Raw genomic sequence first — 15007 nt, 5'->3', positions numbered from 1 at the left:
TCCGCTCGATTCAGGCCTGCTGGAGGCAGGCAGCCAGGTGCTCGGGCAGAGCATCCCAGGCGATATTCTGTTGTTCGCCCTCGCCACGCAGGGGCTTGAAACCTACCACGCGGTTGGCCAGTTCGTCGTCACCCAGAATCATGGCGAACTGTGCGCCGCTCTTGTCGGCCTTCTTGAACTGGCTCTTGAAGCTGCCGGCGCCGGCATTGACCAGCAGGCGCAGCCCCGGGATAGCCGAGCGCAGTTGTTCCGCCAGGGTCAGCGCGGCCAGCTCGGCCGGCTCGCCGAAGGCGCAGACATAGAGATCGGCCGGGCGATTCAGCTCGGCCGGGACCACGCCCAGGGTTTCCAGCAGCAGCACCAGGCGCTCCACGCCCATGGCGAAGCCCACGCCCGGCGTCGGCTTGCCGCCGAACTGGCTGACCAGGCCGTCGTAGCGGCCCCCGCCGCATACGGTGCCCTGGGCGCCGAGCTTGTCGGTGACCCACTCGAAAGCCGTGCGGCAGTAGTAGTCGAGGCCACGCACCAGTTTCTGGTTGATTTCGTAGCGCAGGCCGACCGCGTCCAGGCGGGCCTTCAGGCCCTCGAAGTGGGCGATCGACTCTTCGTCCAGGTAATCATGCAGGCTCGGTGCACCGACCAGCAGGGCCTGGGTGGCCTCCACCTTGCTGTCGAGGATACGCAGCGGGTTGGTGGTCATGCGGCGCTGACTGTCTTCATCAAGCTGGTCGAAGCGCTCCTGGAGGTAGGCCACCAGGTCCTCGCGAAAACGCGCCCGAGCTTCGCTGGAGCCCAGGGTGTTCAGTTGCAGGGTCACGGCGTCGGCCATGCCCAGCTTCTGCCACAGGCGCCAGGTGAGGATGATCAGCTCGGCGTCGATGTCCGGGCCGGGCAGGTTGAAGACTTCCACGCCAATCTGGTGGAACTGGCGGTAACGGCCCTTCTGCGGCTTCTCGTAGCGGAACATTGGGCCGGTGTACCAGAGCTTCTGTACCTGGCCGCCACCGGACAGGCCGTGCTCAAGCACAGCGCGCACGCAACCGGCAGTGCCCTCCGGACGCATGGTCAGGGATTCGCCGTTGCGATCGAGGAAGGTGTACATCTCCTTGTCGACCACGTCTGTGCCTTCACCGATGCCGCGGGCGAAGAGTTCGGTGAATTCCAGGATCGGCATGCGGATCTCACTGTAGCCATAGGCATCCAGCAGATCGGCAAAGGTGCGCTCCAGATAGCGCCAGGCCGGGGTCTGGTCCGGCAGGATGTCGTTCATGCCACGGATGGCTTGCAGGGACTTGCTCACTTAGGATCCTTGTTGCGGTCAGCCGCGCACGATGAGTGCGGCGTCGGCCTCGGCCTTCTCGGCCGCTTTTTCGCGGATCAGCCGTTCCAGCTCATCCACCAGGTTATCGTTCTGCAGCTTCTGCGCCGGCTTGCCGTCGATGTAGATCAGGTTGCTCGGCGTACCACCGGTAAGGCCGATGTGGGCCTCCTTGGCTTCGCCCGGGCCGTTGACCACGCAGCCAATCACGGCGACGTCCAGCGGAACCAGCAGGTCCTCCAGGCGGCCTTCCAGCTCATTCATGGTCTTCACCACATCGAAGTTCTGCCGCGAGCAGCTCGGGCAGGCGATGAAGTTGATGCCACGGGAGCGCAGGCGCAGCGACTTGAGGATGTCGAAGCCGACCTTGATCTCTTCCACCGGGTCGGCGGCGAGGGAAATTCGGATGGTGTCGCCGATGCCTTCGGCGAGCAGCATGCCCAGGCCCACGGCCGACTTCACGGTGCCCGAACGCAGGCCACCGGCTTCGGTGATGCCCAGGTGCAGGGGTTGCTCGATCTCTTTCGCCAGCAGTCGGTAGGCGGCGACGGCCATGAACACGTCGGAAGCCTTCACGCTGACCTTGAAGTTCTGGAAGTCCAGACGCTGCAGGTGGTCGACGTGGCGCATGGCCGACTCCAGCAGTGCTTCGGGAGTCGGCTCGCCGTATTTCTTCTGCAGATCCTTTTCCAGCGAGCCGGCGTTGACGCCGATGCGGATCGGGATATTGCGCTCGCGGGCGGCATCGACCACGGCCTTGACCCGGTCTTCGCGACCGATGTTGCCGGGGTTGATACGCAGGCAGTCGACGCCCAGTTCGGCCACGCGCAGGGCGATCTTGTAGTCGAAGTGGATATCGGCCACCAGCGGGACTTTCACCTGCTGCTTGATCTTGCCGAACGCCTCGGCGGCGTCCATGTCCGGCACGGAGACGCGGACGATGTCGGCGCCGGCGTCTTCCAGACGGCGGATCTGGGCCACGGTGGCCGCCACATCCAGGGTGTCGGTGTTGGTCATGCTCTGCACGGCAATTGGGGCATCCCCACCTACCGGCACGTTACCTACCCAGATTTTCCGGGACAGGCGACGTTTGATCGGAGACTCGCAATGCATCTTACTGTCCACCCAACTTCAGGCGTGCGGTGCCACCGCGCGCAGGGGTAACTTCAACTGGCTGGCCGTTGTAGCTGACCTGGGCGCCCTGGGCAAAGCCAAGGCGCAGTTGGACCGGCGCCTTGGCGGCGACTTCCAGCGAATCACCCTTGCGCTTGAGGCCCTCGAGGATGACCTTGCCGTCGGCATCGGTCACCTGGGTCCAGCAATCGGCGGTGAATTGAACCTTGACCACGCCCTGTCCGGCGGCCGCGACCACAGGAGCAGCCGGCGCCTCGGCCGGTGCAGCGGGGTTCGCCGGTACGGCGGGCTGTTGCGCAGCCGGCGGTTGCGCCGGGGCTGGAACTGCCGGTGCGGGAGCCTGTGCGGCTTCAGGTACGGCGGGTGTGCCCGGAGCGACAGGTGCGGCAGTGGCCGGCGGAGTACCTTCGGCCGGAGCCTCGGCGGTGCCGCTGTCGCCAGCGGGCTCGGACGGAACCGGCGGGGTATTGGCCTGGTCCTCGGCGACGGCCTGATCTTCCGGCTCGTCGAGGGTGTGGATTTCAGTGGTGCCGTCGGCGCTTTCGACCTCGACGTGCTCCATGTTCAGGCTGCCCGTCTCGGCTGGACGCGCGGAGCGTTCCTGCCACCAGAAGTAACCGAAGCCGATCAGCACGGCCAACAGGGCCAGGCTGAACAGGCGCAACAGGTTGCGCGACAGGCGCACCGGCTCGACCACGCGGCCGAGTGCCTGGACGTTGCTGCCGCTGGCATCGGTGCCGGTGTACTGATCGAAGGCAGTGACCATCTGGGCCTGGTCCATGCCCAGCAGCTTGGCGTAGGCGCGGATGTAGCCACGGGCGAAGGTGTGGCCCGGCAACTGGTCAAAGGAGCCCTGCTCCAGCTGGCGCAGCGCATTCTCGGTGAGATTCAGCTGACCGGCGACCTGAGCGGTACTCCAGCCCTTGTTCTCGCGCGCCTGGCGCAGGGTCTCGCCAGGATTGGCGCGGGTCGTGCCGATGACATCGGACTGCGACGTATTCATCATTTATCCGCCTGGTATGCCTGGTATTCAGGAGAAGCGGGATACAGGCGCTTGAGTTGCAGCCCGTAGCTGGCAGCGGTATCCCGGTCGTCGTAGATCTTTGCCAGTCGAATCCCCAGCAGCAGGCTGCGCGCGGTCTGCGGGCCCCGCTTGAGGTATTCCTCATAGTAGGCGCGAGCCGGAACGTACTCGCGATCCTGGTAGTTCAGGTCAGCCAGCTCCAGCAGCGCCCCTGTCGAGTTGCGATTCAGGCGAATGGCTTTCTCGAAGAATTCCTTGGCCTTGGAGCGCTCATTCAGCTTCAGGCTGACCAGCCCGAGGTTCTCGAAGATACGCGAGCGCTCGGAATAAAGGCCGTCTTCGGTGGCCTTCATGTAGGTGTCGTAGGATTCCTGGTAGCGCTTCTCGTCGAACAGGAAGCCGGCGTAGTTGTTCAGGATGCGCGCGTCACCCGAGCGCGAGGACAGCGCTTTTCGGAATTCGCTCTCAGCGAGCTTGGGCTCTTTCTCGACCTGGTACACCACCGCCAACGCGGCGTGGGCGTCGGCGCTGGAGGAATCGAGGTCGAGGGCCTGGCGCAGCGGCACCTTGGCCTGCTCGGTATTGCCCATCTGCAGGTAACCGATGCCGAGCTGGATGTAGGCGTCACGCGCCTCATTCCGGCCCTTGTCGGTCTTCAGAGGATCCTGTTTACCAGTCGTCACGCAACCCGTCAGCACGGTTGCCAACAGTAAGAACAGCGCGGCGCGCAGGGTCATCGGAATCCTCCCTAGTTCAGTTTCGATTGGCGTTGGTCGGAGCCTGTTCGGCATCGGCGGCCAGCTGTCGTACGGCGATATAGCGTTCGCTGCGGCGGGTGCGGTCCATCACCTGGCCTACCAGCTGACCACAGGCGGCATCGATGTCGTCGCCGCGAGTGGTGCGAACCGTAACGTTGAAGCCGCTTTTGTGCAGCATGTCCTGAAAACGGCGGATGGCATTGTTGCTCGGACGCTCGTAGCCGGAGTGCGGGAACGGATTAAACGGAATCAGGTTGATCTTGCAAGGGAAATCCTTGAGCAATGCGATCAACTGCTCGGCATGCTCGGGCTGGTCGTTGACGCCGGCCAGCAGAGTGTACTCCACCGTCAGCACGCGCTCCTTGCCCAGGCGCGTGATGTAGCGGTAGCAGGAGTCGAGCAGCATTTCGAGCGGGTACTTCTTGTTGATCGGCACCAGCTTGTTGCGCAGTTCATCGTTGGGCGCGTGCAGCGACAGTGCCAGGGACACGTCGGTCACCTCGGCGAGCTTGTCGATCATCGGCACCACGCCGGAGGTGGACAGGGTCACCTTGCGCTTGGAAATGCCGTAGCCGAGGTCTTCCATCATGATGCTCATGGCGGTCACGACATTATCGAAGTTCAGCAGCGGCTCGCCCATGCCCATCATCACCACGTTGGTGATGGCACGGTCGATCTTGCCCGGGATGGTCCCGAACGATTGGTTGGCGATCCACACCTGGCCGATGATCTCGGCAGAGGTCAGGTCGCTGTTGAAGCCTTGCTTGCCGGTGGAGCAGAAGCTGCAGTCCAGCGCGCAACCGGCCTGGGACGACACGCACAGGGTGCCGCGGCCGCCCTGCGGGATGTACACGGTCTCGACACAACTGCCCGAGGCCACGCGTACGACCCACTTGCGGGTACCGTCAGAGGAAATGTCCTGGCTGACGATCTCCGGCGGGCGAATTTCGGCAACGGCCTTGAGCTTTTCGCGCAAGGCCTTGCCGACATTCGTCATGGCGTCGAAATCGACGGCGCCAAAGTGGTGAATCCATTGCATCACCTGGCCGGCGCGGAAGCGCTTTTCACCGATGGACTCGAAGAATTCCTCGAGCTGGGGCTTGGTCATGCCCAGCAGGTTGGCCTTTACAGCGGTATCAGTCATGGATTCACCCTCGCTCACTCACTGACGGATCAGCGAATGCGCTCGCACACCTCGGTGCTGGAGAAGAAGTAAGCGATTTCGCGGGCAGCCGAAGCTTCCGAGTCGGAACCGTGTACGGCGTTCTCGTCGATGGAAACAGCGAAGTCGGCGCGGATGGTGCCGGCGTCGGCTTTCTTCGGATCGGTGGCGCCCATCAGCTCACGGTTGCGCAGGATGGCGTCTTCGCCTTCCAGAACCTGAACGACGACCGGGCCGGAGGTCATGAAGGAAACCAGGTCCTTGAAGAAGGGACGCTCTTTGTGCTCGGCGTAGAAGCCGCCAGCTTCGCGCTCGGACAGCTGAACCATCTTCGAAGCGACAACGCGCAGACCGGCTTTCTCGAAGCGGGTCAGGATTTCGCCGATGACGTTCTTGGAAACGGCGTCGGGCTTGATGATGGAGAAGGTACGTTGCAGGGCCATGGAAATAACTCCGAAAAGCAAGGTTGGTAATGCCAAGAAGCCCCTGGCGTGGCCAGGAGCTCCTGCGATTCTAGGGTTTGCCGCGTGCCGAGCCCGCAGGGCGAAGGCCGCGAAACCGGCCCGACTGCGACAGGGCCGGCGACTGGAAAATTCCCCTGGGGAAATTTTCGACAGCTCACCTAAAGATAAAACCCGCGAATTATACGCGGGTTCATGACAAATGGGTACGCGGCTCTGGTGAGCCGCCCCTCAGTCGGCTTCGTCGATCCAGGCGGCCTGGATGGCCTCCAGGACCTTTTCCCCGCCGCGGGAAGGATCGTCGCTGAACTCCGGCAATGCCAGCACCCAGCGGTGCAGATCGACGAAATTCACGTAGCGCGGATCGACATCCGGCTTGGACTCGGCCAGCTGGATCGCGATTTCGAGCACATCAACCCATTTCAGACTCATGTGAACGCTCCGCCTCAGTGACCTTCGGACACCTGGTTGATGGTGTACTTCGGAATCTCCACCACCAGGTCCGTCTCGCCGACCACTGCCTGGCAGGACAGGCGCGAATCCGCCTCCAGACCCCAGGCCTTGTCCAGCATGTCGTCTTCCAGCTCGTCGGAGGCTTCCATCGAATTGAAGCCCTCCCGCACGATCACGTGGCAGGTGGTGCAGGCACAGGACATCTCGCAGGCATGCTCGATCTCGATGCCATTGCGCAGCGCTGCCTTCATGATGGTTTCGCCCGGCTGGGCTTCGATCACCGCGCCTTCAGGGCAGTGCTCGGCGTGGGGCAGAAAGACAATCTGCGGCATCTTCGCTTATTCCTCGATTTCGTTGAGCCGGCGACCGGCCAATGCGGCTTTGACGGTGGCGTCCATACGGCGCGCGGCAAAGGCGTCGGTCAGCTGGGACAGACGCTTGATCTGTTGTTCGATGGCGACGGTATCGCTGCCGGTGGCCAGCTCGCGCAGCGAGTCCATGCCGGCATCGATGACCAGGCGCTCGTCGGCCTCCAGCAGGCGTTCGCCGTCAGCGTCCAGCGCCGACTGCACGGCCTCCAGCAGGCGCTGGGCCTCGACCTGCTGTTCACGCAGGGCGCGGGCAGCAAGGTCATCGCCGGCATATTGGAAGGAGTCCTGCAGCATGCGGGCGATTTCGCCATCGGTCAGGCCGTAGGAAGGCTTGACCTGGATGCTCGCCTCGACGCCCGAGGACAATTCGCGGGCGGAAACGCCCAGCAACCCGTCGGCGTCGACCTGGAAGCTGACGCGAATCTTCGCCGCGCCAGCCACCATCGGCGGAATGCCGCGCAGCTCGAAGCGCGCCAGGGACCGACAGTCCTTGACCAGCTCGCGCTCGCCTTGCAGCACGTGGATCATCATGGCTGTCTGGCCATCCTTGTAAGTGGTGAACTCCTGGGCGCGGGCCACCGGAATGGTGGTATTGCGCGGGATCACCTTCTCCATCAGCCCGCCCATGGTTTCCAGGCCGAGCGACAGGGGAATCACGTCAAGCAGCAGCAGCTCTTCGCCGCGTTTGTTGCCGGCCAGGGCATCAGCCTGGATGGCCGCGCCGATGGCGACCACCTGGTCCGGATCGATGTCGGTCAGCGGGTCGCGAGCGAACAGGTCGCCCACCAGTTCGCGCACCCGAGGTACGCGGGTCGAGCCACCCACCATGACGACGGCGCTGACCTCTTCCAGCTCGACACCGGAATCACGGACTGCGCGACGGCAGGACTTGAGGCTGCGCTGAATCAGCGGATCGATCAGAGCCTCGAGCTGGGCACGGGTCAGTTCACCAGACCAGCCGTCATAAGCAACGGCCGCGCTGGCGCTGTCGGTCAGCGCTTCCTTGGCCGCGCAGGCAGTCTGCAGCAGACGGCGCTGGGCGCCCGGATCGAGGTCGGCCGAGAGACCGGCCTGCTCGATGATCCAGCCCGCAATGGCATGGTCGAAGTCGTCGCCGCCCAGGGCGGTATCGCCGCCGGTGGCCAGGACCTCAAAGACGCCACGGGTCAGGCGCAAGATGGAAATATCGAAGGTACCGCCGCCCAGGTCATAGATGGCGACCACGCCCTCGGCGTTCTTGTCCAGGCCATAGGCCACGGCCGCAGCGGTCGGCTCATTGAGCAGACGCAGAACGTGGAGGCCGGCCAGACGCGCGGCGTCCTTGGTGGCCTGGCGCTGGGCGTCGTCGAAATAGGCGGGAACGGTGATCACCGCGCCCACCAGCTCGCCACCCAGGGTCGACTCGGCGCGCTGACGCAGGACACGGAGGATCTCAGCCGAGACTTCCACCGGGCTCTTGGCCCCCTGGACTGTCTCGATGAAGGGCATGTGCGATTCGCCCTGGGTGAAGCGATACGGCAGCTGGCCGCCCAGTTGCTTCACATCTTCCAGGCCGCGCCCCATGAAGCGCTTGACCGAGATGATGGAGTTCAAGGGGTCTTGCGAGGCGTTGGCGCGAACGCTCTCCCCCACCTCGATGCGATCGGCGAGATAGCGCACCGCAGAAGGCAGGATCACTTCGCCGCGATCATCGGGCAAGGGCGCTGCGACGCCGCTGCGCACGGCAGCGACCAGGGAATTCGTGGTGCCCAGGTCAATCCCTACCGCCAGGCGGCGCTGGTGTGGCTGGGGACTCTGTCCGGGCTCGGCGATCTGCAGTAGGGCCATGCGGTTTCTAATCAGGCTATCGGGCGCGGCGCGGGCCGCGCGGATTAATCGTCGAGTCGCTCTTCGAGCTGCCGCACTTCCTGCGCCAGCTTGTCGAGGAACTGCATGCGGCGAACCAGACGCTCGGCCAACTCACGACGGGCGGCATCATCCCAGCAATCGGCGAAATCCTCTTCCAGACGCTGCTGGGCGGATTTCAGCTGACGCTTGAACTGCGCCACGCCATCAAGATCGGCGTTGTCCTGCAGATCTTCCAGATCCTCGCGCAGCTGCATCTGCTGCAGCAGGAACTCCGGGTCCTGCACCGTGGCTTCCAGCGGCAATGCATCGCCACGCAGGGCCAGCAAGTACAGCGCGCGGCGCGGGACACTCTTCAGCGTCTGGTAGGCATCGTTGAGCTCGGCGGCCTTGGACTGCGCCAGTCGTTGCTCGCGCTCGGAAGCATCGGCGAAACGATCCGGATGGACGGTACGCACCAACTCCCGATAGCGATTGCCAAGGGCTTCCAGATCGATCCGGAAGCCCGGCTGCAGGTCGAACAGCGCGAAGTGACAGGGACTACCCACACCCAGCCTCAGACGTTGAAGCTTTCGCCGCAGCCACACTCACCGCGCACGTTCGGGTTGTTGAACTTGAAGCCCTCGTTGAGGCCTTCCTTGGTGAAGTCCAACTCCGTGCCGTCGAGGTAGACCAGGCTTTTCGGGTCGATGATGACCTTCACGCCGTGGCTCTCGAACACCTCGTCCTCGGCTGCCAGTTCGTCGACGAACTCCAGCACGTAGGCGAGACCCGAACAGCCGGTGGTACGCACGCCAAGACGAATGCCCTCGCCCTTGCCGCGCCCTTCGAGGGAGCGGCGAACGTGGTTGGCGGCGGCTTCGGTCATGCTGATGGCCATGGGAACTCCTTACTCAACGAATCGCTTCAGAGCAGACCTTTCTTCTGCTTGTAGTCGCGCACGGCCGCCTTGATGGCGTCCTCGGCGAGTACCGAGCAGTGGATCTTCACCGGCGGCAGGGCCAGTTCTTCGGCGATGGTGGTGTTCTTGATCGATTCGGCTTCGTCCAGGGTCTTGCCCTTCATCCACTCGGTGGCGAGGGAGCTGGAGGCGATGGCCGAACCGCAGCCGTAGGTCTTGAACTTGGCGTCTTCGATGACGCCCTGCTCGTTGACCTTGATCTGCAGGCGCATCACGTCGCCGCAAGCGGGAGCACCGACCATGCCGGTGCCGACATCCGGATCTTCGGCGTTGAGCTTGCCGACGTTGCGCGGGTTTTCGTAGTGGTCGATGACCTTGTCACTGTAAGCCATGGCTAATCCTCACTTCTACGGGGCGGGTCAGTGGGCCTGCCATTCGACCTTGGACAGGTCGACACCCTCTTTGAACATATCCCACAGCGGCGAGAGCTCACGCAGCTTGGAAACGGCTTCCACCACCTTCTTGGCGGCGTAATCGACCTCTTCTTCGGTGGTGAAGCGGCCGAAGCTGAAACGGATGGAGCTGTGCGCCAGCTCGTCGTTGCGACCCAGGGCGCGGAGCACGTAAGACGGCTCCAGCGAGGCCGAGGTGCAGGCGGAACCGGACGAAACGGCCAGGTCCTTGAGCGACATCATCAGCGACTCGCCCTCGACGTAGTTGAAGCTGACGTTGAGGATGTTCGGCGCGTAGGAAACCGGGCTGCCATTGAGGTACAGCTCTTCCAGGTCCTGCACCTGATCGAAGAAGCGCTTGCGCAAGCCTTCGATGCGGGCCATTTCCTGGTGCATTTCTTCCTTGGCGATGCGGAAGGCTTCGCCCATGCCGACGATCTGGTGGGTCGCCAGGGTGCCCGAACGCATGCCGCGCTCGTGGCCGCCACCATGCATCTGGGCTTCCAGGCGCACACGCGGCTTGCGACGCACATACAGAGCGCCCATGCCTTTGGGGCCGTAGACCTTGTGGGCGGAGAAGGACATCAGGTCGACCTTGAGTTTCTCCAGGTCGATGTCGACTTTACCGGCGGACTGGGCGGCATCGACGTGCAGCAGAATGCCACGGGCGCGGGTCAGCTCGCCGATGGCGGCGATGTCGTTGATGCTGCCGACTTCGTTGTTCACGTGCATGACCGAAACCAGGATGGTGTCGTCACGCAGGGCGGCCTCGACCATCGCCGGGGTGATGACGCCCTCGGGAGTCGGCTCCAGGTAGGTCACTTCGAAGCCTTCGCGCTCCAGCTGGCGGCAGGTATCCAGGACCGCCTTGTGCTCGATCTTCGAGGTGATGATGTGCTTGCCCTTGGACGCGTAGAAGTGCGCGACACCCTTGATGGCGAGGTTGTCGGACTCGGTGGCACCGGACGTCCAGACGATCTCGCGGGGGTCGGCATTGACCAGTTCGGCGACCTGGCGACGGGCATTCTCAGCCGCTTCCTCGGCCTTCCAGCCGAAGACGTGGGAACGCGAGGCCGGGTTGCCGAAATTGCCGTCAACCAGCAGGCAGTCGGCCATTTTCTGAGCGACACGCGGATCCACCGGGGTGGTGGCGGAGTAGTCGAGGTAAATCGGCAATTTCATCAGGTAACTCCTACAGGCGGGCGTTCGCTCAATCGATGGCGGACGCTTCAATCTTGTCGAGGCGCAGCGACTTGCTGCCGGAGCAGCGACGCTCGTCCTGGCGCTGGGCGACCTCTTGAACTTCGCGGCGCTCGACCAGGTCGGCCAGGCTGATGCCGCTGAGAAACTCGTGAATCTGCTGACTGAGGTCGCACCACAGGTGATGGGTCAGGCAGGTATCGCCGGAGTGGCAGTCACCCTGACCCTGACAGCGGGTGGCGTCGACCGATTCATTGACTGCATCGATCACCTGGGCGACGTGGATACCGGTCATGTCACGGGACAACTGGTAGCCGCCGCCCGGACCGCGCACGCTGACCACCAGGTTGCCACGGCGCAACTTGGCGAACAGCTGTTCCAGGTAGGACAGGGAGATACCCTGGCGTTCGGAGATATCGGCGAGAGAAACCGGGCCACGCTGGGCGTGCAACGCCAGGTCGAGCATGGCGGTAACGGCATAGCGGCCTTTGGTGGTCAATCGCATGGGGAAATCCGGAAGAATCGCTGGTATGGCGGAAGTATGCTCTTTTCCGACTATTTAAGTCAACTATAAGACCTATTACTTTAGTCGGATTTAGCCAGCGAACGGCGCCGTATTCTAACAGTAATAGCGGCGTCGGCACATCACTGCGCCGACTGGCTGCTCTCCTGGTCCTTGACCCCGGCGAAGTCCTCTTCCCGCAGAACCGGAAGATCCTTCGCGCAGTAGTCACTGCCCAGGGCCGTCAGGGCCTTGCACATGCCCTCCAGACGGCCGTCGACCGCCTGCAGGTGATCGAGCAACTGACCGATGGCGCGCGCCACCGGGTCGGGCATGTCCTGGCTGACGCCATAGGCATCGAACCCGAGCTTTTCTGCCATGGCCTGCCGCTTGGCGGCCTGATCCGCGTCATCCTTGACGATGATGCGACCCGGAATACCCACGACGGTTGCCCCAGGCGGTACCTCCTTGGTCACCACGGCATTGGAACCGACCTTGGCGCCAGCACCCACCGTGAAAGGACCGAGCACCTTGGCACCCGCTCCCACCACCACGCCATCGGCCAGGGTCGGATGGCGCTTGCCCTTGTTCCAGCTGGTGCCACCCAGGGTCACACCCTGATAAATGGTCACGTCATCGCCAATTTCGGCGGTTTCGCCGATGACAATGCCCAGGCCGTGGTCAATGAAGAACCGGCGACCGATCTTCGCCCCCGGATGAATCTCGATGCCGGTCATCCAGCGACCGAAGTTCGACACCATGCGCGCCAGCCACTTCCAGCCGGAAGTCCACAAGCCATGGGCCAGGCGATGCAGCCAGACGGCATGCAGCCCCGGGTAGCAGGTCAGCACCTCGAAGGCGTTGCGCGCCGCCGGGTCACGATGGAATACGCTCTGGATATCCTCGCGTACACGCTCAAACATCTTCATCACTCCGCTTGGAAAGCTCCCCGCGGGCAGCCTTCTGTGTCTCGGTGAGAATACCCCGCAGGATATTCATCTCCAGCTTGCTGACCCCGCTACGGCCATACAGGCGGCGCAGGCGCGACATCAGGTGGCGCGGCTTCTGCGGATCGAGGAACTGGATATCCACCAGGGTCGACTCCAGGTGCGCGTAGAAACGCTCCAGCTCGTCCGATGTCACCGGAACGCTGTTGAGCATCGCGGTGGACTCGACCTTCTCCTGTTTGGTCGGCTGCCCCTGAACAGCCAGCCAGGCCATGCGCACCTCGTAGACCAGCACCTGCACCGCCGTCGCCAGGTTCAGCGAGCTGAAGTCGGGATTGGCCGGGATGTGCACATGGAACTGACATCGCTGCAGCTCCTCGTTGGTCAGGCCGGCGTATTCGCGGCCGAACACCAGCGCGACCTCACCACCCTGCTGGACGTGCTCCAGGCTGGTGGTGGCGCACTCGCGGGGATCCAGCAGCGGCCAGGGAATACGGCGATCGCGCGCACTGGTGCCCAGTACCAGGCTGCAGCCCACCAGGGCATCTTCCAGGGTCGGAACCACCACGGCCGCGTCGAGAATGTCATCGGCACCGGAAGCACGCGCGCGCGCTTCACCGCTGGGGAAATCCATCGGATCGACCAGCACGAGGCGCGAAAGGCCCATGTTCTTCATCGCACGGGCCGTACCGCCGATATTGCCGGGATGGCTGGTGTTGACCAGCACCACGCGAATTTTGTCGAGCAACGCGCGACTCCACACATAAAGCGAAAAAGGGAGGGAATCCTACCGCAGCGGTGGGTCTTGCGCCACGCAGGCGACAGGTCGCTCTATGAACGCCGGCGCTTTCTGCTAGAATGTCCGGCTTTCTTTAACGACCCAGGTGACCTCTCCATGCAGCCTATGCTGAATATCGCCCTGCGCGCCGCTCGCAGCGCCGGTGAACTGATCTTCCGCTCCATCGAACGCCTGGATACCCTGTCGGTCAACGAGAAAGAAGCCAAGGACTACGTCACCGAAGTCGATCGCGCAGCCGAACTCTCCATCGTCACCGCCCTGCGCAAGGCCTACCCGAACCACGGGATCATGGGCGAGGAAGGCGGCATGCTCGAAGGCAGCGGCGAAGGCGCCGACTACCTGTGGATCATCGACCCGCTGGACGGCACCACCAACTTCATCCACGGTGTTCCGCACTACGCCGTCAGCATCGCCTGCAAATACCGCGGCCGCCTCGAGCACGCCGTGGTCCTCGACCCGGTCCGTCAGGAAGAATTCACCGCCAGCCGTGGCCGCGGCGCCGCACTGAACGGTCGCCGCCTGCGCGTGAGCAACCGCAAGAGCCTGGAAGGCGCACTGCTCGGCACCGGCTTCCCGTTCCGCGACAGCCAGATGGACAACCTCGACGCCTACCTGGGCATGTTCCGCAGCCTGGTCGGCCAGACCGCCGGCATCCGCCGCGCTGGCGCCGCCAGCCTGGACCTGGCCTACGTCGCCGCCGGCCGCTACGACGCCTTCTGGGAATTCGGCCTGTCCGAGTGGGACATGGCAGCCGGCGCCCTGCTGATCCAGGAAGCAGGCGGCCTGGTGAGCGATTTCACCGGCGGTCATGAGTTCCTCGAGAAGGGCCAGATCGTCGCCGGCAACACCAAGTGCTTCAAGGCACTGCTGACCAGCATCCAGCCGCACCTGCCGGCCTCGCTCAAGCGCTAAGCCTGAGCGGCACCAGAAAAAGCCCGGCGATGCCGGGCTTTTTTGTGCCTGCGAGAACGCACTTCCTACACAAGGTTGGAAAAGAAAAAGGCGCCCATTGGGCGCCTTTTCCACTTACACCTGGCGACGGCTTATTGCTGCCCCAGGACCAGTCGACCGCTCTTGTCGACCGGAATCTGCGAGCCCGGATCACGATCCATGCGGACCTGACCAGCCTTGCCATCGAGCAGGTACTTCACGTCATAGCCGACGACCTTCTCGCTGGTATCGTTGACGGTGCTGCAGCGGGTTTCGGTGGTGGTGTAGGTATCACGCTCCTGCATGCCTTCCTGCACCTTGTTACCCGCGTAGCCGCCGCCGATGGCGCCTGCCACGGTAGCGATCTTCTTGCCGTTGCCGCCGCCGATCTGGTTGCCGAGCAGGCCGCCGGCAATGGCGCCGATGGCGGTACCGGCGATCTGATGCTGGTCCTTGACCGGGCGCTGATGGGTCACTGCCACGTCCTTGCAGACCTGGCGCGGATTCTTGATGGTTTCCTTGACCGGCTGAACGGCGAGCACCTCGGCGTATTGCGGCGCACGGTCCACCAGACTGTAGGTAGCCACGGCGCCACCGGCAGTCACGCCTACAGCGCCCAGCACGGTACCGATTAGCAACGACTTGTTCATAGGGTTCTCCTGGTCTTTCTTCTCATTCGGGCCTTGCCCTTTACCCTGCCTTGGAGCAAAGGATTTGTAAGAAAGTTCCAACAAACCCGTGAGCTACTGC

18 protein-coding genes are annotated in these 15007 nt (G+C 63.5%); 1 reads left to right on the top strand and 17 read right to left on the bottom strand.

The window, feature by feature from the left end; all coding sequences use genetic code 11:
- Window positions 1-10: 10 nt before the first annotated feature.
- The 16 genes from hisS to trmJ form a co-directional block, all read right to left on the bottom strand.
- Complete coding sequence (gene hisS / locus GJV37_RS01615; RefSeq protein WP_170859358.1) at window positions 11-1300, bottom strand: histidine--tRNA ligase; 1290 nt, start codon at window positions 1298-1300, stop codon at window positions 11-13.
- Window positions 1301-1318: 18 nt separating this feature from the next.
- Entirely contained in the window at window positions 1319-2431 is a 1113-nt protein-coding gene (ispG, locus tag GJV37_RS01610; RefSeq protein ID WP_084359509.1) for a flavodoxin-dependent (E)-4-hydroxy-3-methylbut-2-enyl-diphosphate synthase, read from the bottom strand.
- A 1-nt stretch (window position 2432) separates the two neighbouring features.
- The gene (locus tag GJV37_RS01605; protein ID WP_024762963.1) at window positions 2433-3458 is read right to left on the bottom strand and encodes a RodZ domain-containing protein; all 1026 of its coding nucleotides are present in this window, start codon (window positions 3456-3458) and stop codon (window positions 2433-2435) included.
- Window positions 3455-4213 (bottom strand): type IV pilus biogenesis/stability protein PilW, encoded by a 759-nt coding sequence (gene pilW / locus GJV37_RS01600; RefSeq protein WP_170859359.1) that lies wholly within the window; start codon window positions 4211-4213, stop codon window positions 3455-3457. The genes GJV37_RS01605 and pilW overlap by 4 nt, the downstream gene beginning before the upstream one ends.
- A gap of 16 nt (window positions 4214-4229) precedes the next feature.
- On the bottom strand, window positions 4230-5378 hold the full coding sequence (gene rlmN / locus GJV37_RS01595) for a dual-specificity RNA methyltransferase RlmN (protein ID WP_170859360.1): 1149 nt from the start codon (window positions 5376-5378) through the stop codon (window positions 4230-4232).
- 29 nt (window positions 5379-5407) lie between these two features.
- Window positions 5408-5839 (bottom strand): nucleoside-diphosphate kinase, encoded by a 432-nt coding sequence (gene ndk / locus GJV37_RS01590; RefSeq protein ID WP_024762960.1) that lies wholly within the window; start codon window positions 5837-5839, stop codon window positions 5408-5410.
- A gap of 249 nt (window positions 5840-6088) precedes the next feature.
- On the bottom strand, window positions 6089-6289 hold the full coding sequence (iscX, locus tag GJV37_RS01585) for a Fe-S cluster assembly protein IscX (RefSeq protein ID WP_024762959.1): 201 nt from the start codon (window positions 6287-6289) through the stop codon (window positions 6089-6091).
- A gap of 14 nt (window positions 6290-6303) precedes the next feature.
- On the bottom strand, window positions 6304-6642 hold the full coding sequence (fdx, locus tag GJV37_RS01580; protein WP_024762958.1) for an ISC system 2Fe-2S type ferredoxin: 339 nt from the start codon (window positions 6640-6642) through the stop codon (window positions 6304-6306).
- A 6-nt stretch (window positions 6643-6648) separates the two neighbouring features.
- A complete protein-coding gene (hscA, locus tag GJV37_RS01575; RefSeq protein ID WP_024762957.1) occupies window positions 6649-8508 on the bottom strand; it encodes a Fe-S protein assembly chaperone HscA in 1860 nt (619 codons plus the stop codon).
- A gap of 44 nt (window positions 8509-8552) precedes the next feature.
- A complete protein-coding gene (hscB, locus tag GJV37_RS01570; protein ID WP_024762956.1) occupies window positions 8553-9074 on the bottom strand; it encodes a co-chaperone HscB in 522 nt (173 codons plus the stop codon).
- Window positions 9075-9082: 8 nt separating this feature from the next.
- Complete coding sequence (gene iscA, locus GJV37_RS01565) at window positions 9083-9406, bottom strand: iron-sulfur cluster assembly protein IscA (RefSeq protein WP_024762955.1); 324 nt, start codon at window positions 9404-9406, stop codon at window positions 9083-9085.
- Window positions 9407-9432: 26 nt separating this feature from the next.
- The gene (iscU, locus tag GJV37_RS01560; protein WP_015478505.1) at window positions 9433-9819 is read right to left on the bottom strand and encodes a Fe-S cluster assembly scaffold IscU; all 387 of its coding nucleotides are present in this window, start codon (window positions 9817-9819) and stop codon (window positions 9433-9435) included.
- Window positions 9820-9846: 27 nt separating this feature from the next.
- On the bottom strand, window positions 9847-11061 hold the full coding sequence (locus GJV37_RS01555; protein WP_169888960.1) for an IscS subfamily cysteine desulfurase: 1215 nt from the start codon (window positions 11059-11061) through the stop codon (window positions 9847-9849).
- 28 nt (window positions 11062-11089) lie between these two features.
- Window positions 11090-11584 (bottom strand): Fe-S cluster assembly transcriptional regulator IscR, encoded by a 495-nt coding sequence (iscR, locus tag GJV37_RS01550; protein ID WP_024762953.1) that lies wholly within the window; start codon window positions 11582-11584, stop codon window positions 11090-11092.
- A 140-nt stretch (window positions 11585-11724) separates the two neighbouring features.
- Window positions 11725-12504 (bottom strand): serine O-acetyltransferase, encoded by a 780-nt coding sequence (cysE, locus tag GJV37_RS01545; protein WP_054907347.1) that lies wholly within the window; start codon window positions 12502-12504, stop codon window positions 11725-11727.
- Window positions 12497-13276, bottom strand: a complete 780-nt coding sequence (trmJ, locus tag GJV37_RS01540) for a tRNA (cytosine(32)/uridine(32)-2'-O)-methyltransferase TrmJ (RefSeq protein ID WP_024762951.1) — start codon at window positions 13274-13276, stop codon at window positions 12497-12499. Before trmJ ends, cysE begins: the two co-directional genes overlap by 8 nt.
- A 147-nt stretch (window positions 13277-13423) precedes the next feature.
- Between trmJ and suhB the strand changes: the two genes are divergently transcribed.
- A complete protein-coding gene (suhB, locus tag GJV37_RS01535; protein WP_024762950.1) occupies window positions 13424-14239 on the top strand; it encodes a type III secretion system regulator SuhB in 816 nt (271 codons plus the stop codon).
- Window positions 14240-14370: 131 nt separating this feature from the next.
- On the opposite strand, the gene GJV37_RS01530 is transcribed toward suhB, so the two are convergent.
- Window positions 14371-14907: a glycine zipper 2TM domain-containing protein gene (locus tag GJV37_RS01530; protein ID WP_037010115.1), complete on the bottom strand. Its 537-nt coding sequence runs from the start codon at window positions 14905-14907 to the stop codon at window positions 14371-14373.
- Window positions 14908-15007: the final 100 nt, after the last annotated feature.

This window comes from Pseudomonas nitroreducens (genome assembly GCF_010994165.1).
Lineage (GTDB): Bacteria > Pseudomonadota > Gammaproteobacteria > Pseudomonadales > Pseudomonadaceae > Pseudomonas > Pseudomonas nitroreducens.
This window is presented reverse-complemented; position numbering and strand designations above follow the sequence as displayed.